Here is a 21,533-nt window from a genome sequence, read left to right on the forward strand (position 1 = left end):
GGATCAAATTCCATTTTTTCTAAGAAAAGCGGCTACTGTATCGTTAAACAAGTCCGGTTCTTCCAGGAAAGGACAATGGCAGCTATTTTCAAAAATGACAAGCTCGGAGGGAGCTATATGCTGATTTAAATGTTCACCTGCCGCAACGGGTATGACCTTCTCCTCTCTCCCGAAGCAAAGCAGGGTGGGAACGCTGATCTGCGGTAGAAAGTCTCTGTAATCTACAATTGACTGATCAAACAATATCGCACTCGCAGTGGATTCAGGCATTCTTGACACTTCCTTCAGCATCCACCTTGCGTCAGCCGGACTGCATTCTTCCTTAAACATGGAGGACAAAAATCCTTTTAAAAACTCTGTCCTGTTCATTTGGATTTCCGTCATAAAGGCGATTAATGTTTCCATTGTAAACGCTCCGATATCAAAGCCGGGCCACCTAAAATCGGATGCAAGCTCATCAACAATAACAGAAGACTTTATATTTCCGTCACCAAACTGCTTCAGATAATCCCAGACCACAAACGCTCCCATCGACCAGCCGACAAGCGTAACATCCTGAAGATCAAGCTCATGTATCAGATGATGCAAATCACGGGCATAATTAGCAACCGTATGGCCATGATGGACAGAGGATGAATGGCCATGGCCTCTGAAGTCCACTAAAATAGTCTGGTAATTTTCCGAAAAATAGGAAAGCTGTTTTTCAAAAAAACGGCTGCTCATCCAAACTCCATGAAGGAAAATAATGGGCTTCCCTTGCCCCTTTTCTTCATAATACAGCTCTGTGTCCTTTTCAATATGTATAAATGGCATCTCTGTTCCTCCTTTTTTTAACACCCGGTATTTGCGCCTGACCGCAGAATTTTAAGCGGGGATTACTGTCCTGAAGGGCTGATTTATTTAACTAACCGGAGACGAAAATAATCCCACTGCCGGCAGCCTATCGTTAGATCATTATCTAATCCATATAGAAATAGAGGTTGTCAAACCATGTCTCAGCCCTGATAATAAAATTTATGCACTTATAAGCAATCTTAGAAAGGCGTGACAAAATGAATTATTTTAAAAATTACCGCACCACGATTTTCCTTCTTGGAGCGATTCTTATCGGCGGGGCTGCAGGCGTTATATTCGGCACTAAAACGTCGATTGTCCAGCCGCTTGGCGATTTATTTTTAAACTTAATGTTTATGATCATTGTTCCATTAGTATTTTTCAGCATTTCCTCTGCCATCGCCAATATGAGTGAAATGAAGCGGCTTGGCAAAATTATGGGAAGCATGGTCCTTGTATTTTTAGCAACAGCTGCCATTGCCGCCATCTTGGGATTTGCAGGCACATCCGTAATGAATCCGCTCGAGCATACCGATACTTCTGCGATAAAAGAACTTATGTCAAAAAGCGAACCTTCTGCCGACACGGAAGATGTAACTTTTTTAGGGCAGCTTGTCAAAACCTTTACTGTTTCTGATTTTACAGAGCTGCTGTCTAAAAGCAATATGCTGGCACTTATTGTATTTTCTGTTCTTTTCGGACTTTCTGCTGCACTTTCAGGAGAAAAAGCCAAGCCTGTTACTGCATTCCTGTCTGCAGGAACAACTGTCATGATGCGCATGGTGAAAATCATCATGTACTACGCTCCAATTGGATTAGGCTGTTATTTTGCAGCAATCATCGGGCAGCTTGGACCGCAGATTCTGGAAGGATACGCAAGAAGCTTTGGGCTTTACTTAATCCTGGCTGTTATCTATTATTTTGGCTTCTTCACTTTATATGCCTTTTTTGCCGGCGGAAGCCAAGGGGTGAAGGTGTTTTGGAAAAACGCCATGACACCTTCCATTACAGCTATTGCTACTTGTTCAAGTGCCGCTTGCATACCAGTCAATCTGGAATATACAAAAAGAATGGGCGTGCCAAAGGACATCGCAGAAACGATTGTTCCGCTTGGCGCCAACACACATAAAGATGGATCCGTTTTTGGCGGAGTATTAAAAATCGTCTTTTTGTTCAGCTTATTCGGCAAGGATATGACGAGTATTTCAAGCATTCTCAGCATTCTTGCCGTCTCCTTCCTCGTGGGAGCCGTCATGGGTGCCATCCCAAGCGGAGGCATGATTGGCGAAATGCTGATCCTGAGCGTGTTCGGCTTTCCAGCAGACGTGCTGCCGATCATTGCAGTCATCAGTACAATTATTGATGCACCTGCGACTCTTCTAAACTCTGCAGGCAATACCGTAAGTGCCATGATGGTAACCCGCCTAGTCGAGGGGAAAAACTGGATGAAGCGGTCTCTTAACCGGGAAAAAACCGTTTCATAATATGTATTCTGAAGCTCCCTATCCTCGCAGGATAGGGAGCTTTTTATAAAAAGAAAAGCCTTTATTACTTACTTTTTAACCAGATAAAATACTGCCGACTGGAAATCTCCTGCCCGTTTTGCCCGCTTTTTGTTTGGGCCATTGAATTCGAGCGGCAAAGTAAGGCCATGATACATGAGCTCATCCCCATTATAGATATCTTCTGTTTGGACAAGCATATATTTAGCAGAAGGAGCCAGGCCAGCCAGTTTCAGCTTCTGCTGGATGCTGGGATTCGGTTCTGCCAGGATTTTGTACCACCCGCAAAGCGCCTCCTTTTTATCTTTGCTGACCACCATCCATGCAGCTTCGTTCCCTGCAAACGGGCTATTAAGCCGAAAAAAATCCCCTGTCATAATCAGATGGCGATGCTGTTTAAAAAACCGGATTTGTTCTTTGACTTCTTTTTCCTCCGCATCAGAAAGCGCTCCAGGATCCAATTCATAGCCGAATGTTCCAAAATAAGCCACATTTGCCCTCATAGATAGCGGAGAAATGCGTTGTGTCTGGTGGTTTGGCACAGCTGATACATGGGAGCCTATACTGTAAATTGGATAGGCATATGAAGATCCATATTGGATTTTCAGCCGTTCCACAGGATCCGTATCATCGCTTGCCCATGCTTGAGGTGCGTAATAAAATAATCCAGGATCAAATCTGCCCCCGCCTCCTGCACACGATTCAAAAAGAATCTGCGGAAAGTCCGAGGTGAGCCGTTCATACAGCTCATACACACCCAATATGTAGCGGTGAAAAAATTCATCCTGCCGGTCAGCGCCCAGCCCCCTGGAATAAGCTTCAGTAATATAGCGGTTCATATCCCACTTGATATATGAAAGCTTTGTTTCCCTAATGATATCTGCCATTCTCCTGTATACTTCTTTAACAATTTCCTTTCTTGAAAAATCCAGTACCAGCTGATTTCTTCCCAGTGAAGCAGGCCGCCCGGGCGTTTTGACCGCCCACTCAGGATGGGCCCTCATCATCCCGCTATCCGGGCTGACCATCTCAGGTTCAAACCAAAGCCCGAATTTCAAACCGATTTTTTCTATCTTTTCTGCCAGTGATTTCATACCATGCGGAAGCTTTTTAGGATCAGCATACCAGTCGCCAAGAGATGAAGAAGCGTTGTTTCTTTTGCCAAACCAGCCATCATCGAGGACAAACAGCTCAACACCAAGCTCCTTTGCCTTCCTGGCAAATTTCAATAAGATATCTTCATTGAATGAAAAATAAGTGGCTTCCCAGTTGTTAATTACGATGGGCCGCACGTCATTTTTCCATTTTCCTCTAAGGAGATGCTTACGGTACAGATCATGATAAGCCTGGCTCATGCCTGTCAGGCCATCACTCGAATATACCATCACAGCTTCAGGCGCCTGAAAGTGCTCATTCTCGGAAAGCTTCCAGGAAAACCGGAAAGGATGGATGCCCATCGTCGCCCTTGTTACCCCAAACTGGTCTACTTCTGCCTGAGCAATGAAATTTGAACTGTAGACAAAATTAAAACCATAAACCTCCCCCTGGCTTTCTCCCGCATTTGGCCTCTTCAGCACAAGGAGAGGATTATGCTGGTGCGAGCTTGCCCCGCGGATGCTGGAGATGGACTGTATGCCCGCTTCAAGAGGGCGCTCCTTCACATAGCGCTCCCGGGCCCATGCCCCGCTCAGCTGGAGCATGTGGAAGTCTGCATCCGGAAAATCCACTGACATACTCATGAAGCGCTCGAGGTAAAAGGGGTCAGACCCCTTATTAAAAATATAGGCGCTTCTCGCAATCACAGGAAAGTCCTTGAATATGGTGTAGCATAAGATCAGCTCAGCCTGGAGTTCTTTATCTTCAAGAATGATTTGGATGCTCTCAGCATCCCCCTCATTCACGGTATAAGTAGAAGGCAGCCCTGCAAGCGGAGGTTTACCCGAGGATCTCACATAGGTTTTATAGGTAAAATCTGTGATATGGCTGCCATTTTGGAGGCGGATACTATAGGCAGGCTCCCTGAAATCTGATGTACCGTAGGCTGGATATTCCTGGCGCAGGATTTCAAGGCTGAACGCACGCTTCCCGTGATATTGGGCGGTATAGGTGGCAGGAACTCCATATGTTTGCATATGCGAAAAGTCTTCCTGGTGGTGAAGCGCTTTGCCATAATACAAGGACCCAAGCTGGCCATTTTCCATCACATGAAAAATATAGCTTACCTTGCCATTGCATAAATGAAATTGTTTTTTTTCTTCGTTTATCAGGATCAGCACAGCTCTTTCCTCCAATACACAGAAATCTTCCTCCACTAAATCTATGCAGGCGAAAGGCCCATTAAAACAAACAAGGGACCGCTTATATAAGCGGTCCCCGAATTTAAAAGCTGCTTTTCCTAATTACCAGTTCTGTGGCGATGAAGATCTTCTTGGCGATTTTCCTGCCTGCTATTCTTTCTAAAAGCAGGTCGACAGCTGTCTCACCCATCAATTCAGTGTGCACCTTCACCGTGCTGAGAGGCGGATATACATACTTAGATACGCTTATATCATTTACGCCGATAATATTCACTCTCTCAGGAACAGCAATCCCTTTTTCATGAAGTGCCCTTAATGCCCCAATTGCAATCAGGTCATTTCCGGCAAAGAATGCTGTTGGCAAGGCATCACCGAAATCATCAATGGCCTTTTGCATAAGGAGGTAGCCATCCTGAACGGTGAATTCCCCTGTATATACAAAGGTTTCATCATACATATTTTTCTGTGCCATATATTCCTTGAAGGTTTTTTCCCTCAAGTCTTCTATTTCAGCCGTCTGATCTTTAAATGCCTCATGCCCGCCGATATATCCGATGCTTTCGTGGCCTTTATTAATAAAATAATCCAGTATCTTTTTTGCTGCTTTTTCAAAATCAATTACAACAGAGTCGAATTGCTCATCATCAGGGCTTGAATCCACGAAAACGATCGTATCAGCAACCCTTGAAAGCTCATCTACCTGCTTTTGGCTGAACTTGCCGATTGCAACGATTCCCTGGATATCTGATGATTTTATCTGCTCGATATCATAGGAAAAAAACTTTACCAGCTGAAGGTTCTGATGCATGCACTGCTGCTCGACGCTTAAGCGGATCGACATATAATACAGATCATTTAGCTCTTCTTGCTCAGAATACCAGTGGATCATGGCAATCCTTGGGGCAGCGGCCTTTTTTGATGGACGCTTTTTATAAGAAAGCTCTTCAGCAATTTCAAAGATTTTCTTTTTCGTCTCATCGCCTACAGATAGCGTTGTATCATAGTTCAGCACCCTTGAAACTGTTGCAATTGATACATTTGCTTTTTCAGCAATATCTTTAATGGTTGCCATCAAATGTCTCCCGTCCGGTTTCCTTAGCTTTGCACGCTGAATACGTACTTTGTAAGAGAACGGTATTCCTCATTCTTGTCCAACACAATAGAAGGAAAATTGGAATGATGGATAGCATCCGGCAAACCCTGTGTCTCCAGGCAGATGGCCAAATGGTTACTGGCCTTGACTCCCCTGATGGAAAAATCCCCTTCCAGCATGTTGCTCGTGTAAACAACGACGCCTGGCTGGTTTGTTTCAATAGTCAGGGTGCGCCCTGACTGCGGATCTGCCAGATGAATTTCCTGGTTATCGTTTTCGCTCAGGCAGAATGGCGTATCAAAGCCGCCTCCAGCTATCAGGTTTTGGGGATGCCTGTATGTTTTTTCCTCAAATAATTGACGTTCCTTCCTGAAGTCGAATGGAGTTCCTTCTACATCAAGCAGTTCTCCGGTAGGAAGCAGCTCCTCGTCCAGTTCAAGAAATTGCTCACTTTTTAGTGTCAGCAAATGTTCTTCCACATTACGCTTTATTTCTCCTGAAAGGTTGAAGTACGTATGATTAGTTGTATTAATTAGCGTCTTTTGGTCGGTTTCTGCCTTGGTTTCGATCATAAACTCATTCTTATCATTCAGGCTGTATGTGACTGCCACTTTTACATTGCCGGGATATCCTTCTTCACCATCCGGGCTTATGCGTGTAAATGTGATGCCTGATGCATCTTCGCGTTCAAACAAGGCAGCATTCCAAAATGTATTGCTGAAGCCCTTTATTCCTCCATGAAGATGCTGGTTACCATCATTTTTCGCAAGGGTATATGAAGTGCCATCCAATTCAAATTTCCCTTCTTTAATCCTGCCGGCCACACGTCCTACTATTGCTCCAAAATAAGGGGAATGCTCTATATACTCCTCTATGCTGTCAAAACCGAGTACAATGTTTTCAAGCTTTCCCCCGCGGTCAGGCGTCTTGATTTCTGTGATGATGCAGCCATAGTTCAAACAAGTGATGCTCATGCCGCGGTTATTTTTAATTGTATAGGCCTGAACCTGCTCGCCATTGATTTCCCCAAATTCCATAACCTTGACTTCCATCCAATCTCTCCTGACCTAGATCATTTTTAATGAATCAATAAATCTCAGAAAACCATCTTTTCCTTCACTGTCTCTCTTAAAAACTCCTGCGTGCTGAAGCACCCTCAGAAATTTAAGGCCAGTTTCCTTCTTCACAATATCGGACACATTATTTTTATTCAAATCGTTTCCATATCGCATTTTCAGCTCTTTTGCCCAATCCAAATGGTAAGAAGCCACCGCTGCATCAGGGTTTCCGGCAAGATAGCTTTCGATTTCTTTAAGCTCTTTCTCCAGACGTGCAGGCAATACTGCGAGTCCCATCACCTCAATCAGTCCGATGTTTTCCTTTTTAATATGATGTACATCGGCATGCGGGTGAAATATTCCAAGAGGATGTTCATCATTGCTCCGGTTATTCCGCAGCACAAGATCTAATTCAAACAGTCCGTTCCTCTTTCGGGCTATAGGGGTGATGGTATTATGCAAAGACCCATCAGACATTGCTAAAATACCCAATTCAGGGTCACTGTAATCCTTCCAGAAAGCAAGAATCATATCGGCTGCATCTGCAAGTATGGAGGCATTCCTGCTTTTTAACCGAAGGACAGACATCGGCCATTTTACAATTGAAAGATCCAGCTCTGGAAAACGGTCCCACCTGCACGGGAATTCTTCCTGCGCCTTAGCCATGGCAAATTCATAGCGCCCGCCCTGATAGTGATCATGAGTTAAGATCGATCCCCCTACAATTGGCAGATCTGCATTTGAACCGATGAAATAGTGGGGGAATTGTTCAACAAATGACAACAGCCTTTCAAAGGTTGCTTTACTGATCTTCATATCTCGATGCTCTTCACAAAGAAGGATGCAATGCTCGTTATAATAAACATATGGCGAATATTGCAGATACCATGTTTCACGTGGAACATTTACTCGAATCATGCGGTGGCTGGATCTTGCCGGATGTCCGATTCTTCCTGCATAGCCTTCGTTTTCAATGCACAAAAGGCATTTGGGATACTTTGTTTCAGGCTGTTTGGCCTGGCGTTCCATGGCAATTTGCTTAGGATCTTTTTCAGGCTTTGATAAATTAATTGTAATATCAAGGTTTCCGTACTCGGATTCTGTTTGAAAAACAATATTCTTAGAGATTCTGTTCATTTGAATATAATTGCTATTTTTGCTTAACTCGTAAAAATAATCAGTTGCATCAGCCGGGTCTTGTGTATACTTTCGGTAAAAGGATTCATTAACGGCAGACGGCAAAGGGATCATTACATCCATAATTTTGCTTGCGAAAATTTCCCGCGCATCTAAATAATCCCCGATGATTCTCTTTTCACACGCATATTCAGTCAAGTCTTCCAGAAGATCAGGAATTTCCCTATCAGAGCCTGCCTGCTCCGGGATGTAATTTTCAATAGAAAGCAGAGAAAGAATCTGGTTTCTTGCGTAAATCTCATCTTCTTTTTTTAGTAAAAAAACCTCTTCTGCCTTGTTGAGCAGCTGCTGGACAGTGCTGAATATATTCATGATGCTCTCTCCCTCAGCTTTCATAGCCGTTTTGATGGTTTACATGCCAGTTCCAGGCATCCTCAATAATTTTATCGACTGATGTTTTCTTAGGCTCCCATCCAAGTATTTGGTGCGCTTTTTGTGAGGAAGCAATTAACGTGCTTGGATCACCTGCTCGTCGCTCGCCAATCTCGACAGGAATGGTCCGGCCAGTTACAGCCTTAGCCGTTTCGACAATTTCCTTGACTGAAAAGCCCTGGCTGCTTCCCAAGTTGAAAATATTGCTTTCTCCGCCATTTTGCAGATATTCAAGTGCAAGGATGTGAGCATCAATCAAATCCTCGACATGGATGTAGTCTCTGATGCATGTACCATCCTCTGTTTCATAGTCTTCACCGAAAATAATGATTTTTTCTCTTTTTCCTAATGCAGCCTGCAGGACAACCGGAATTAAATGTGTTTCAGGATCATGATCTTCGCCAATTTCTCCAGTAGATTTGGCGCCTGCCACATTGAAGTAGCGAAGAGATACGAATTTCATACCATTAGCAATTTCTGTCCACTTCATCATTTTCTCCATAGCAAGCTTAGTTTCACCGTATGGACTCGTCGGATTGGTTTCCATATCCTCTGTAGTCGGCACTTGCTTAGGTTCTCCATACGTTGCAGCAGATGAAGAGAAGACAATCTTCTTCACATTAAATTCTTCCATGACCTCGAGGATTGCCTGTGTTCCAAAAACATTGTTGTCATAGTATTTAAGAGGCAGTGCCACAGATTCCCCAACAAGGGAATTAGCCGCAAAGTGGATGACAGCTTCAATTTGCTCTTGTTCAAAAACACTGCGCAAAAACTCGCGGTCTCGAATGTCACCTTGATAAAATTTCGCCTTCGGGTGAATGGCTTCTTTATGGCCAGTTTGAAGGTTATCGACGACCACTGCTTCAAAACCTCTGTCAATCAGCTGATAAACGGCATGGGAGCCAATATAGCCGGCTCCTCCAAATACAAGAATACTCATATTCCTTCAACCTCCTTTATTTCCTTTGCTCCATCACCGATGAGCACTTGATAAAATTCTGCTTCGTAACCGATCTTTTCTTTATACACTTTTCCTATTGCTTTCATGATCGCTTCCGCTTTGTCTGTTTCAACAATGGCAATGGCACAGCCCCCAAATCCTGCCCCGGTCATGCGCGCACCCAAAACACCGTCTTCCTTCCAGGCTGTTTCTGCAAGTGTGTCAAGTTCTGTCCCTGTAACCTCATAATCGTTCTTTAATGACAGGTGAGACTGATTCATAAGCTCTCCGAATGCTTCAAGATTTCCGTTCTTTAACTCTTTTAGTGCTTCAAGTGTGCGGCTGTTTTCATAGACCACATGCTTCGCTCTCTTTCTGAGCACTTCACTGTCAATTATAGACTGATATTCATCAAATTCACTTGGAGAAAGATTTGCTAATTCCTGTATATCCGCCTTTTTCTGAAGCTGGGCTAAAGCCTGCTCACACTCACTTCTTCTCTCGTTATACTTCGAATCAGCCAGCTCACGCCTTTTATTGGTGTTCATGATTAAGATGCTGTGCCTTTCCAATTCAATAGGCGCATATTCGTATTCAAGGGTGTCGCAATTAAGAAGGATTCCGGCATTTTTTCTGCCCATCCCTATTGCAAACTGATCCATGATTCCGCTGTTGACACCGATGAATTTATTTTCAACCTGCTGGCCGATTTTAACCATTTCTATCCGGTCCATGCTTAGTTCAAAAAGACTATCCAATAACACTCCGGTCACAAGTTCAATCGATGCGGAAGAGGATAATCCGGCACCATTGGGAATATTCCCGTAAAACAGCACATCGAATCCACTGCCGATGCTGCAGCCGCTTTCCTTAAGAAAACGGAGCATTCCCTTTGGATAGTTCGCCCATTCATGCTTCGCCTCATAATCGAGATTTTCAAGTTCGAATTCAACTATGCCAAGCTCCTTAAAGTTAACGGAATACATGCGGATTTTTTTGTCACTGCGTTTTGAAGCAAGGGCATATGTCCCCTTTGTAATGGCACATGGAAATACATATCCTCCATTATAATCTGTGTGCTCTCCAATAAGATTGATTCTTCCCGGTGCAAAAAAGACACGCGGGCTTTCTTCATGAAATATTTCCTGGTATAAGGTACGGAGCTGCTTTACATCCATGACGATTCCTCCCTAGCTCTTAATAGAGCTGCTTCTGTTTTTTTATTCTGCTATGGCCGCTCATCAATCACCTTCTGAAAGCGCCTTCAGATTCATTATAATACAGCGGATTTTAGAGTCAATTATTTTTTTAGTAAAAAATATATGTTTTTTTACTTAAATTAATCTTATGCACTCTACCATATCAGCAAGGAAACAGCCATTTTAAAAGAAAATGGACAAAAAAAGCCCTCCGATTAATTCAAGAGGGCTTCACTTTGGAGTGCATATTATGAAAGTTTGTTCGTTCAGGAGAAATTTTATTTCGTTAACGCACCCTCGGTAATCTTTTGGAGGAGTATCCTTACACCTTTTCCGCACAGAGATAACGTAATGATTACCAAAAACAGTTCGCTAGTTACTTTAAGGATCTTATTCTCAAAATACCCAGAAACCGAATTTCCAATGTAGTATATAATCATATAGGCTATAAGTAATGAGACAAAAATGAAACTGCAGCACCTAGAATTTGTAGTATTGTTAATTTCTTTACTATGCTTTTGTTCCTTCTGATGACATAAACCAGAGCTGCGGGAAACAATATTGGCATTAACATATTATTCATATACATTTCCACCTGACAGCTTTACAATATCACATTTCCCCAATTTATTTACTAACAAAAAAACCCGCCAGGATTGACGAGTTTTTTAACTATTGGCTCCCTTAGATTCACTCTGCAGTGCCTTACGTTATTCGGATGCTTTTTCAACCATTTTCTTCAAATCTTCAAGAGTTTTGCCTTTGAACTGCTTTCCGTTGACAAATATGGCCGGAGTGCTTTCTACCCCCAGTTTGTTTGCAATTTTCACATCTTTGTCGGAAGCTTTTGCTGACTTGCTTGCACGGAAGGCAGCCAATACTTTGTCTGCATCCTCTTTGCTTGCTGTCTCTCTCAATACCTTAACAAGCTTATCTTCTGTGAAATAGTCAATCTGCTCATATTTTCTGTCATCAGGCTGGGCAGCATATAACTTTTCATGAAATTTCCAGAATGCATCATTGCCAAGTTCTTTATAAACAGCCTCAGCAAACCTTGAAGACCGTGTAGAATCATTATTAATGAAAGGATAGTTGAAGAAATAAAACGAAGCCTTTCCCTTTTTAACGATTTCCTTATCAATTTGAGGAAAAGCAGATAATGTGAAATTTTTGCAATACGGACATTTATAATCGCCGAATTCTACAATTTTCACAGATGCTGATTTATCTCCCAAAACTGGCTGGCCGCTGTAATCAATCTTAGAGTCATTGTGCGCTGTCTTTGCCAGGACGATAAAGACCACTATGGCAGCTATCACCACTCCGAGCACAACATATAAAGCAGTATTGGACTTCTTTTGCTTGTGAAGTGAATTTTTATTTTTTTGCTTGTTCGCCATTTTCCCACTCTCCGTTTTATCTATTAATCTCATGCAGAAAAAACTGCTCCCTTAGTTTACCTTTTTTATAAACACAACTTTTAAATAGTTGCCTTCTTTAAATTCAGGAATCGTTTTAAAATCTTCCGGCAGTGAAAACTCTTCCATCAGCCGGTACGAACCGCCTGTTTCTTTAAAGGCAGCTGCAATGAATCCTTTGAATCTCTTCATATCAAAAGAGCTGCTGTTGGTTGATGCTACGATCAAGCCATCTTTCTCAGTAATGGAAATGGCATCCTTTAATAGGTTCTTATAGTCCTTGCCTGCACTGAAGGTGAATTTTTTGGATTTGGCAAAGCTCGGAGGATCCAATATGACCATATCATATTTGATTTCCTTTTTGGCAGCATATTTAAAATAATTAAACACATCCATGACGATTATATCCTGTTCAGCAGGATCGATGCCATTCACCTGAAACTGTTCAGTTGTTTTCGGCAGGCTCCTGTTGGCAAGATCTACACTTGTTGTTTTTTCTGCACCGCCGAGAGCCGCAAAAACGGAAAAAGCGCCTGTATACGAGAACGTATTTAATACTTTTTTGCCAGAGGCATATTTATCACGGATTGTCTTCCGCACCTCACGCTGATCTAAAAACACACCCACCATGGCACCGTCATTCAAATAAACGGCAAAGCGGACGCCATTTTCTTTCACAATCAGCGGAAATTCCGGCATTTCACCCATAACAAAATCATCTTCATCCATATACTGGCCCTTTGCATCAAATCGTTTTTTCTGATAGATCGATTTAACTTCGGCCGTATTGCACAGCGACTTGATGATAAGGTCTTTATACTGATAAATCCCCTGGCTGTACCAGCTAATTACATAATGTCCGTCATAATGGTCAATCGTGACCCCGCCGATCCCGTCGCCTTCCCCATTAAAAACCCTGAAAGCAGTGGTGCCTTCGTCATTAAAGAGGTTCTTTCTGTGAGTAACGGCAGTTTTTAATTTTTTATCAAAAAATATCTGATTGAAAACATCATTCTTGTTTCTGGTTAAAATCCATCCAATTCCTTTATTCTGCTTTCCATAATACCCTTTTGCCAGGAAATCCCCGCCCCTGTCCACCAGCTTTACGGCACATCCTTCTTCCTTTAAATCCCCGATGTTAACAACCGCGTCTTTGGTTATCAGCGGATATCCCTTTTGAAATTTATGGACATTCTCCTGTTTCACTTGTAACACAATCTCAGTTTTCATGCAGACCATCCTTCTACTTTACGGAAACCTCAAACGTGTTTCCAGACTTAGTATAGCTCTACTTTACCCTATCTCCTCCGCTGTTTCAAAAAAACAATCAAAAAGAGCTGAATAATCCCGGCCATGCTTCTTTAAAGTATATCTTTTTAAAATTGTACGGGTGCAGGAGTCTCGCATCTTTCGTTCCAAATCAGCAAATGCTTGAGAATCGTGCACCTTTACAAAGAAATCATGCAGCTTCCCGAAGAAATCATGCAACTTCCCCCAGAATTCGTGTAACTATTTATTTCAACCTTTTGAATATTTACATATCATACTATAATGATCATAAAACAAGAAAGATAAGGAGGGGTAATATGATTAAAACAGGGATTATCGGGTTAGGGGCAATTGGACAGCGCCTGATTAAACAATTTGAAAGCCATCCGGAAACTGAAATTGCAGCGGTATGCGATTGTGATAGGACTCTGGCACAGCAGGTTTCTGAAAGTCTTGGCAGCATCCCATTTTTTTCTGATTATAAAGAGATGCTTGAAACAGCTGAACTGGATCTTGTTTATGTTGCCGTTCCGCCTAAACATCACCACGGGATAGCAGCTTCTGTCATGGATAGGGGGATACATATCCTTTGTGAAAAGCCTTTGGCAAATTCTCTGGAGGAAGCAGAGGATCTTTTTAGAAAATCACAGGGAAAAAAACTGGTTTCAGCCATGAATTTTCCCCTTAACTACAGCGCGGGTGCCAGGACATTTGCAAATCTCATTCGTTCAGAATACATAGGAAAGCTTCGGAGGGTAGAACTGCATATGCGTTTTCCGCAGTGGCCAAGAGCCTGGCAGCAGAATAACTGGGTGGCGAGCAGGGAGCAGGGCGGATTTGTTCTTGAAGTTGGCATCCATTTTATTCAGCAAATCCACATGCTGTTTGGACCATTAACCGTGAAAAACCGCAGTCTAGAGTTTCCAGAGGACAAACTGGCAAGCGAACAGGGCATTGTTGCAGAATTAAGCCTTGGTGACGGAACTCCTGTCATCATTAACGGATTGAGCGGGATTGCAGGAAGTGAGGAAATCCGATTAACCGCATACGGAACGGAAGGAACACTTTCGCTGCTAAACTGGTCTGATCTCGAAGGCGGAAAGCTTGGTGAGCCCCTTGCTCCAATTGAGCAGGATTCTTCCTTTAACGAAGCTCTTATTGATCATGTTGTCAGGGCATTAAAGGGTGAAGAAAGCATCATTATCGGCTTTTCAGAAGGTTTCCAAGCACAAACGGTCCTTGAGCAGCTTAGAAATTAACAAAGATAGAAACTGCAGCACCACCATAGAGAATGAACAAAACAGAAAAAAAGCGCAATCGGCAGTGATTGCGCTTTTTTTCTTATTGGACTTCCATATGCAAGTCCCCTTTTTTCGCCCAGCCTAAAACCTTGATCAGCTGATACAAGCCCAGAGAAATTACAATTGGAAGAATGACTCCTACAGCAATGTAAATCAGAAAAACCCTTATTCCCTGTGTAGCAAGGATGTTGATTGGCGCAATCATGGAATTTAAGCCAAGCCCTGCAATTTCATAGGTGGCATGAAAGCCAAAAGCAAGTGTTGCAATAGGCGCGCATACAATCGCCGAAACAAACGTCGGAATGGCCAGCCGCGGATTTTTAATTAAATTCGGAAACTGAACCTTAGGTGTCACCAGCACCTGGGCAAGAAAACCTCCCAGGTCATTTTGGCGAAGAGACATTGCTGTGAACCCGACAAACTGTGCCGTGCATCCTATTAGTGCAGCAGCACTGGATACCGGATCCATCTGAAGAGCGATGGCAATCGCCGCAGAAGAAGCAGGCGTCATGAGAAGGATGCTCCACACAAGCGATATCACCATGGAAGCAATGAACGGGCTTCCCTGGACAGAGGAAGTAATTTCTCCGCTGATCCACTGTAATAAAGGAGTTGTCACTGCAGCAAGCCCCACTCCAGCTACCCCTCCGGTAAGAATGGAGGCAAATGGAATCGCCATCATGTCAAGCTTGGTGCGTCCAGTCAATCTCTTGCCTACAAACGTAGCTACTGCGGCCGCTAAAATGGCACTGATTGGCTGCCCTGTAACTAGCGTGAACACTCCATCCGGTGTTTGATGGATAGCGTTGCCCCCGATGGCCGCACAGGCCATAGCGCTAAAAAGGACCAGGGTATTGCCGCCAAGCTGATAAGCAATTGCAGCACCTATTGCAGGCGCCAGGAGAACCTTCGTAGTGCCGCCGATAATCAGGAATATTTCCCAACCCGTAAATTTTCCGATAGATTCAAAAAGCAGGCCAATACCCAGTGTTACCAGCACGGCATTGGCAACCCCTGCTGAGGCTTTATACATTCTTTCAACAAAATAAGCTTTCATATGTTTCACGCTCCTGTTGCTTCATTTAATTAATTGAATTTTCAGTTAAAATACCAAATTTTCTTACCATTTACTATGTATGCAGGACCTCCAATTAATACCTGTTGGTTTTCATCTAAGAGAAAGAACGGATTTCTTTTTTAAGACAATAAAAGAATCATATCTTTGTGTTATCCGGGTGTCAATTTTGAAAAATTGTTTCTCTTAGATTAATCTATCGGCAATAATATCACAAATATTCTGACAATGTAAGCACTTTTTTATTTCAGTAAAATAAGTAAGCGCTTAACACGTTGATAAATAAAGATATTTTTTTATTTTATTTAAAAAAGGACTATTCAAAAATAGGGATTCACCACAGACTATATAGAAATACTTTCTAGCAAAAAAACCTGACGCCTTGAAGACACCTTAAGATTCCGTTATAAAGCTAAACCTCCCCGGTGCATCCAGGATCTCAGAACTTCGGCGCCGTTTGCAGCCTGTACTGCCTTGATGCCTTCATATGATAGGTATATTTCAATGGCATCGCGGATTTCTTTTTCATCATCTGCAATCACCATGGTGAAATTCTGATTCATCTGTCTCACACTCCTTTCTCAAATATAACAGAATCCTCTTTGAAGTTATTTACATTTTAAGCAAAAAACCTTAATAACTATCAAGTATAAATCTTTAAAGTTTCTTAAGAATGAATGGCCATTTATATCTGGTTTCAGGGTGCAGGATATTTGTTTACATTTAGAAACTATTGGGTAAATTGAATTCATTCATTAGATGACGGCAGATGATAAAAAGAAATCAGGAGCAGGGGGTAATGTTTAGTGGACAGGAATCATACCATCATGCAATTTTTTGAGTGGCATATTAAGCCCGATGGCTCGCATTGGAACGTACTGAGAGATTCTGCTTCTCAATTAAAGGATATCGGGATTGATTCAGTGTGGATTCCGCCGGTTACAAAGGGCCAATCTGCAGAAGATACCGGGTATGGGATTTATGACGGGTATGATCTTGGCGAATTTGATCAAAAAGGCACCGTCCGGACAAAGTATGGAACGAAAGAAGAACTTCAGGAGGCCATTACAGCCTGCCACGATCAGGGGATTTGCGTTTATGTGGATGTGGTAATGAACCACAAAGCCGGCGCAGATGAAACAGAAGCCTTTCAGGTCGTGGAAGTAGATCCTATGAACCGGAACGAAGAGATATCAGAGCCCTTTGAAATTGAAGGCTGGACCAAATTCACTTTTCCCGGCCGCAAAGGGAAATATTCTGACTTTCAATGGAACTTCCAGCACTTCAATGGTACCGATTATGATGCTAAAACAGATAAAACAGGTGTTTTCAGGATATTAGGCGAAAACAAAAACTGGAATGAAAATGTCGATGATGAATTTGGGAACTACGATTATCTGATGTTTGCCAACATTGACTACAATCATCCTGTAGTCATAGAGGAAATGATTTCTTGGGGGAAATGGCTTTGTGAAAATGCTTCATGCGATGGGTTCCGGCTTGATGCCATAAAGCATATAAACCATGAATTTATCAGGCGCTTTGCACAGGAAATGCTGGAACACAATAATGGGAAATTTTATTTACTTGGCGAGTTTTGGAATCCTGATCTCGATGCCTGCCGGAATTTCCTGGATGAAACAGACTATCAAATCGATTTATTTGATGTTGCACTTCATTATAAGTTGCATGCGGCTTCACAGGCTGGCAGGGATTTTGATATGACAACAATCTTCGATGATACGCTGGTACAATCGCATCCGCTTCATGCGGTAACCTTTGTGGACAACCATGATTCACAGCCTCACGAGTCCCTCGAATCCTGGATAGAAGATTGGTTCAAGCAAATCGCTTATTCACTTATCCTTCTGCGCAAAGATGGATATCCTTGTGTATTTTATGGAGATTATTATGGAATCGGAGGACCCGTGCCGCAGCCGGGAAAAAAAGAAGCGCTCGATCCCCTTCTTTTCGCGAGATATCATAAGGCTTACGGCGAGCAGGAGGATTACTTTGACCATCCTAATACCATTGGTTGGGTAAGGTTTGGAACGGAGGAAATTGCCCATTCCGGATGCGCTGTGGTTATTTCTAACGGCGATGAAGGAGAAAAGCGGATGAACGTTGGAGAACACCGGTCTGGCCAGACCTGGGTCGATCTAACAGGCACACGGGAGGAAAGCATCACCATTGAAGACGGCGGGTTTGCAGTTTTTCCTGTAAACGGAGGAAGTGTTTCCGTTTGGGCTGAACTCGAAACAGGCGGAGAATAACTATTAAAGCGTAATAAAAATCCCTCCCCAGCAATTTTGCCGGGGAGGGATTTTTATTATTTTCCGGCATTGAATTTATTGACGTTTTAATTTTTTTGTTTTTACAATATAACTCGGGATCTCATCAAAAGGCTGTTTTCGTAAACTTTGCTGCTTTGGAACAAGGCAGCTGATTTAACAGCGGGATTGCCTCATACAACTCATTAAAAAACAACAATCTTTAAGAAAAGAGCTTATCAAAAAAAGGGCGTGAAATCTTGAGCACTAGAAGTAAAAGCATTGATATTGAGACACATAAACAGCTGGCCATCCAGCTTTTTAATCAAACATGGGATTTAATAGAGAAACAAGACCGGACAGCAGAAGAGGAAGAGCTGATGCTTTATGCAGCAAATGCCTCCCGCTACCATTGGGGAATTGCCGGGGAGCCGCTTCATTTAGCACGGGGTGAATGGCAGATTTCCAGAGTATATGCCCTTCTCAAACGGCATGAGCCTGCGCTTCATCATGCCGAGAGGTCGCTTCAGCTGTGCAGGGAGAATGAACTAGGAGCTTTTGATACCGGATTTGCTTATGAAGCAATGGCAAGAGCGTTCACAGTGGCGGAAAATCAGGAAAACATGGAAAGATACACAGATTTAGCTATCCAGATGCTTGAAAACATTTCAAAGGAAGAAGATAAATCCTGGCTGCTGAAAAATATAGCTACAGTAAAAACGAATACATTGCCAGTTTTCTAAAGAAGCCAATGAAATTTTTTTGATAATTTTTCCTATTCCCTTTACATTGCCCATATTCCGAGTAGAATGGATGTTGTGTTTTTTATTTCCCTACTCGAAATACATAAAGGAGAATCATTTTGGGCTACAAAAGCAATAACTTTCAAGATCAGACTCTTTTCAATATTACTTGGCCAATTTTAATAGAATTAGCGCTTCATATGGGCATGGGTATGGTTGCCACCCTTATGCTCAGTCATTATTCTGATTCCGCTGCAGCCGGTGTCGGTGTTGCCAATCAGTTATTAAATATCTTCATTCTGGTGTTCACCGTTACATCCGTGGGAGCAACCATTTTGATTGGGCAAAGACTTGGGGCTCAGCAATTTAGTGAAGCGCGCCATCTTGCCAGATCAGTGTTCGGCTTGAACTTCTGGGCAGGCCTCTGCGTTGCTTTTTTCGTCTTTTTGTTCGGAGAGTATTTTTTGCGGCTGTTCGGCATAGAAGGGAAAGTTCTTGGCTACGGCCTGACTTTCATCCGCATCTGCGGGATCTCTCTTTTCCTGGAATCTATTTCTCTTGCATTAAGCGCAGTCCTTAGAAGCCATGGACATGTAAAGGAATCTATGATGGTGACAGTTATCATGGATGTCATTAGTGCGGGCGGAAATCTGGTGGCGACAGCGGGGATTTTCGGGTTGCCGGTGACCGGCGTTGCAGGCGTTTCCTGGGCTATGTTTGCTGCCCGCGCTTTTGCGGTTGCAGCCCTGTTATTTCTGGTTTACCGCAGGCTTTCATTAAGGCTTGGGATTGCCGATATCTTTCAAGCCAGAAAAGAAGATATTAAAAATCTTTTAGCAATCGGAATTCCTTCGGCCGGTGAAAACCTGTCCTATCAGCTGTCACAGCTTTTCATTACCGGATTTGTGGTTACGATGGGGGCCCCCTCACTGACAGCCAGAGTATACATTTTGAACATTTCCATGGTCTGTTATTTATTTACCCTGGCAATCGCCCAGGGAACACAGCTCCTGATTGCACGCTATATAGGGGGCAAGCAGTATGAACGGGCATTTAAGCGCGGAATAGGCACACTGAAAATCGCCATGGCTGCCTCTTTGGCCGCATCGCTGATTTTAGCATTGTTCGGAAAGCCTGTTCTGAATCTCTTCTCAAATGATATGAATGTCATGACAGTTGGACTTCCTGTTTTATGGGCCATCGTTTTTGTTGAACCAGGCAGGGCGATGAACATTGTACTGATGAATTCATTAAAATCAGCTGGAGACGTGAACTTCCCTGTTGTTATTGGGATTTTTTCCATGTGGGGAATCTCCGTTGTTTTCAGCTACATGCTTGGCGTCCACCTTGGCTTAGGATTGCTCGGAGTCTGGATCGCAACGGGTATGGATGAATGGCTTCGGGGATGCTTTGCCTTCAGGCGCTGGCTCTCTAAGCCCTGGGAAAGAAAAAAAGCAGCGGCAGCAGTTGCCGTTTAACATTAGGAAGCAGCTTAACGGCTGCTTCTTTTTCATGCATTACTCTCCTGAAACAGCTAAGAAAAGCAAATAATTTTAAAACTTAACCTTATGGAAGAAATTCCTCGCGTGATAAGATATAGATATTAACCTCGAAAGGCAGTTGATTAAAATGAAGGAAGAAATAATCAAAAGGTTTACATCTTATGTACAGGTCGACACACAATCCAATGAAGAAAGCGAAACATGCCCTTCTACCCCAGGACAGCTGACACTTTTAAACATGCTCAAACAAGAGCTTAAGGAAATCGGCATGGATGATGTAACAATCGACGATAACGGCTATGTCATGGCAACCCTTCCCTCCAATACAGACAAACAGGTTGAAACCATCGGGTTCCTGGCCCACGTGGATACTGCCACTGACTTCTCAGGCACAAATGTCAATCCAAAGCTGATCGAAAACTATGATGGCTCTGACATTGTCCTTAATGAAGATTTACATATTGTTCTTTCACCTGAAAGCTATCCAAACCTGTCCAACTACAAGGGACAGACACTCATCACGACAGATGGAACCACACTCCTTGGGGCAGACGACAAGGCAGGCGTCACTGAAATTATGACAGCCATGGCTTACTTGATCCAGCATCCGGAAATTAAGCATGGCAAAATACGTGTCGCCTTCACTCCGGACGAAGAAATTGGCAGGGGCCCACATAAGTTTGATGTGGCTGCTTTTCAGGCTGATTATGCATATACAATGGACGGAGGTCCTGTGGGAGAGCTTGAATATGAAAGCTTTAATGCAGCGGGTGCAAAAATCACGGTAAAGGGAAACAACATCCACCCCGGATCTGCCAAGGGCAAGATGGTCAACTCCGCTAAAATCGCGATGGAGCTGCAAAGTATGCTGCCGGCAGAACAGTCGCCGGAAAATACTGAAGGCTATGAAGGATTTTATCATTTGCTGTCCATCAGCGGTGATGTTGAGCAAACCAGGCTTTCCTATATTATCCGTGATTTTGATAAACGGGAATTCGAGAACAAAAAGGCTAATCTTGAAAGAATCGTCAGCGAGCTTAAAGAAAAATATGGACAGGAAAGTATCACATTGGAATTGACTGACCAATATTACAATATGAAGGAAAAAATTGAGCCTGTTAAGGAAATTGTGGATATCGCCTATGAAGCCATGAAGAATCTTGATATCGAGCCTAAAATATCTCCTATCCGAGGCGGCACTGATGGCTCCCAGCTTTCCTACATGGGCCTGCCTACTCCGAACATTTTTGCAGGCGGAGAAAATTTCCACGGAAAATATGAATTTGTCGCTGTTGAAAGCATGATGAAAGCTGTCAGCGTGATTGTTGAAATTGCCAGGCTATTTGAACAAAAAGCTGCACATTGATCAAACTCCTGACAGTATCTATGCAAACAAAAAGCTAACCCGGGGGTTAGCTTTTTGTTTTAGGCTCTTTTCTTAAAGATTGTTGTTTTTTAAT

17 protein-coding genes are annotated in these 21,533 nt (G+C 43.0%); 6 read left to right on the plus strand and 11 right to left on the minus strand.

Annotated features, from left to right (window positions below; all coding sequences use genetic code 11):
- Nucleotides 1-3: 3 nt before the first annotated feature.
- Nucleotides 4-813, minus strand: coding sequence for an alpha/beta fold hydrolase (locus ACN6MY_RS01455; RefSeq protein ID WP_419882504.1), 810 nt, complete (start codon nt 811-813; stop codon nt 4-6).
- A gap of 239 nt (nt 814-1,052) precedes the next feature.
- Here ACN6MY_RS01455 and ACN6MY_RS01460 point away from each other — a divergent pair, with 239 nt between their 5' ends.
- Entirely contained in the window at nt 1,053-2,318 is a 1,266-nt protein-coding gene (locus ACN6MY_RS01460) for a dicarboxylate/amino acid:cation symporter (RefSeq protein WP_419882505.1), read from the plus strand.
- A 68-nt stretch (nt 2,319-2,386) separates the two neighbouring features.
- On the opposite strand, the gene ACN6MY_RS01465 is transcribed toward ACN6MY_RS01460, so the two are convergent.
- The 8 genes from ACN6MY_RS01465 to ACN6MY_RS01500 form a co-directional block, all read right to left on the minus strand.
- Nucleotides 2,387-4,612, minus strand: a complete 2,226-nt coding sequence (locus ACN6MY_RS01465; RefSeq protein ID WP_419882506.1) for an alpha-galactosidase — start codon at nt 4,610-4,612, stop codon at nt 2,387-2,389.
- A gap of 103 nt (nt 4,613-4,715) precedes the next feature.
- The gene (locus tag ACN6MY_RS01470; protein WP_419882507.1) at nt 4,716-5,705 is read right to left on the minus strand and encodes a LacI family DNA-binding transcriptional regulator; all 990 of its coding nucleotides are present in this window, start codon (nt 5,703-5,705) and stop codon (nt 4,716-4,718) included.
- 23 nt (nt 5,706-5,728) lie between these two features.
- Complete coding sequence (locus tag ACN6MY_RS01475) at nt 5,729-6,778, minus strand: aldose epimerase family protein (protein WP_419882508.1); 1,050 nt, start codon at nt 6,776-6,778, stop codon at nt 5,729-5,731.
- A gap of 15 nt (nt 6,779-6,793) precedes the next feature.
- Nucleotides 6,794-8,293, minus strand: coding sequence for a UDP-glucose--hexose-1-phosphate uridylyltransferase (gene galT / locus ACN6MY_RS01480; RefSeq protein WP_419882509.1), 1,500 nt, complete (start codon nt 8,291-8,293; stop codon nt 6,794-6,796).
- Nucleotides 8,294-8,306: 13 nt separating this feature from the next.
- Entirely contained in the window at nt 8,307-9,296 is a 990-nt protein-coding gene (gene galE, locus ACN6MY_RS01485) for a UDP-glucose 4-epimerase GalE (RefSeq protein WP_419882510.1), read from the minus strand.
- Nucleotides 9,293-10,474 carry a galactokinase gene (locus tag ACN6MY_RS01490; RefSeq protein ID WP_419882511.1) on the minus strand — a complete coding sequence of 394 codons (1,182 nt, stop codon included), beginning with the start codon at nt 10,472-10,474 and terminating at the stop codon, nt 9,293-9,295. Before ACN6MY_RS01490 ends, galE begins: the two co-directional genes overlap by 4 nt.
- 731 nt (nt 10,475-11,205) lie before the next feature.
- Nucleotides 11,206-11,895, minus strand: coding sequence for a DsbA family protein (locus ACN6MY_RS01495; protein WP_419882512.1), 690 nt, complete (start codon nt 11,893-11,895; stop codon nt 11,206-11,208).
- Nucleotides 11,896-11,946: 51 nt separating this feature from the next.
- On the minus strand, nt 11,947-13,143 hold the full coding sequence (locus tag ACN6MY_RS01500) for a class I SAM-dependent rRNA methyltransferase (protein ID WP_419882513.1): 1,197 nt from the start codon (nt 13,141-13,143) through the stop codon (nt 11,947-11,949).
- A gap of 356 nt (nt 13,144-13,499) precedes the next feature.
- Between ACN6MY_RS01500 and ACN6MY_RS01505 the strand changes: the two genes are divergently transcribed.
- Nucleotides 13,500-14,441, plus strand: a complete 942-nt coding sequence (locus ACN6MY_RS01505; RefSeq protein ID WP_419882514.1) for a Gfo/Idh/MocA family protein — start codon at nt 13,500-13,502, stop codon at nt 14,439-14,441.
- Nucleotides 14,442-14,523: 82 nt separating this feature from the next.
- Here ACN6MY_RS01505 and ACN6MY_RS01510 read toward each other — a convergent pair whose 3' ends face one another.
- Together ACN6MY_RS01510 and ACN6MY_RS01515 are read right to left on the minus strand one after the other, a co-directional pair.
- Complete coding sequence (locus tag ACN6MY_RS01510) at nt 14,524-15,540, minus strand: PTS transporter subunit IIC (protein WP_419882515.1); 1,017 nt, start codon at nt 15,538-15,540, stop codon at nt 14,524-14,526.
- A gap of 422 nt (nt 15,541-15,962) precedes the next feature.
- On the minus strand, nt 15,963-16,121 hold the full coding sequence (locus ACN6MY_RS01515; protein WP_419882516.1) for a hypothetical protein: 159 nt from the start codon (nt 16,119-16,121) through the stop codon (nt 15,963-15,965).
- A 243-nt stretch (nt 16,122-16,364) separates the two neighbouring features.
- Here ACN6MY_RS01515 and ACN6MY_RS01520 point away from each other — a divergent pair, with 243 nt between their 5' ends.
- The 4 genes from ACN6MY_RS01520 to pepT all read left to right on the plus strand — a co-directional run bounded on the left by ACN6MY_RS01520 (nt 16,365) and on the right by pepT (nt 21,439).
- Nucleotides 16,365-17,831, plus strand: coding sequence for an alpha-amylase (locus ACN6MY_RS01520; RefSeq protein ID WP_419882517.1), 1,467 nt, complete (start codon nt 16,365-16,367; stop codon nt 17,829-17,831).
- A gap of 257 nt (nt 17,832-18,088) precedes the next feature.
- The gene (locus ACN6MY_RS01525; protein ID WP_419882518.1) at nt 18,089-18,571 is read left to right on the plus strand and encodes a hypothetical protein; all 483 of its coding nucleotides are present in this window, start codon (nt 18,089-18,091) and stop codon (nt 18,569-18,571) included.
- Between the two features lie 119 nt (nt 18,572-18,690).
- Entirely contained in the window at nt 18,691-20,049 is a 1,359-nt protein-coding gene (locus tag ACN6MY_RS01530; RefSeq protein ID WP_419882519.1) for an MATE family efflux transporter, read from the plus strand.
- Between the two features lie 151 nt (nt 20,050-20,200).
- Complete coding sequence (gene pepT / locus ACN6MY_RS01535) at nt 20,201-21,439, plus strand: peptidase T (protein ID WP_419882520.1); 1,239 nt, start codon at nt 20,201-20,203, stop codon at nt 21,437-21,439.
- Nucleotides 21,440-21,533 lie beyond the last annotated feature (94 nt).

This window comes from Peribacillus sp. B-H-3, assembly GCF_048572925.1.
GTDB lineage: Bacteria > Bacillota > Bacilli > Bacillales > DSM-1321 > Peribacillus.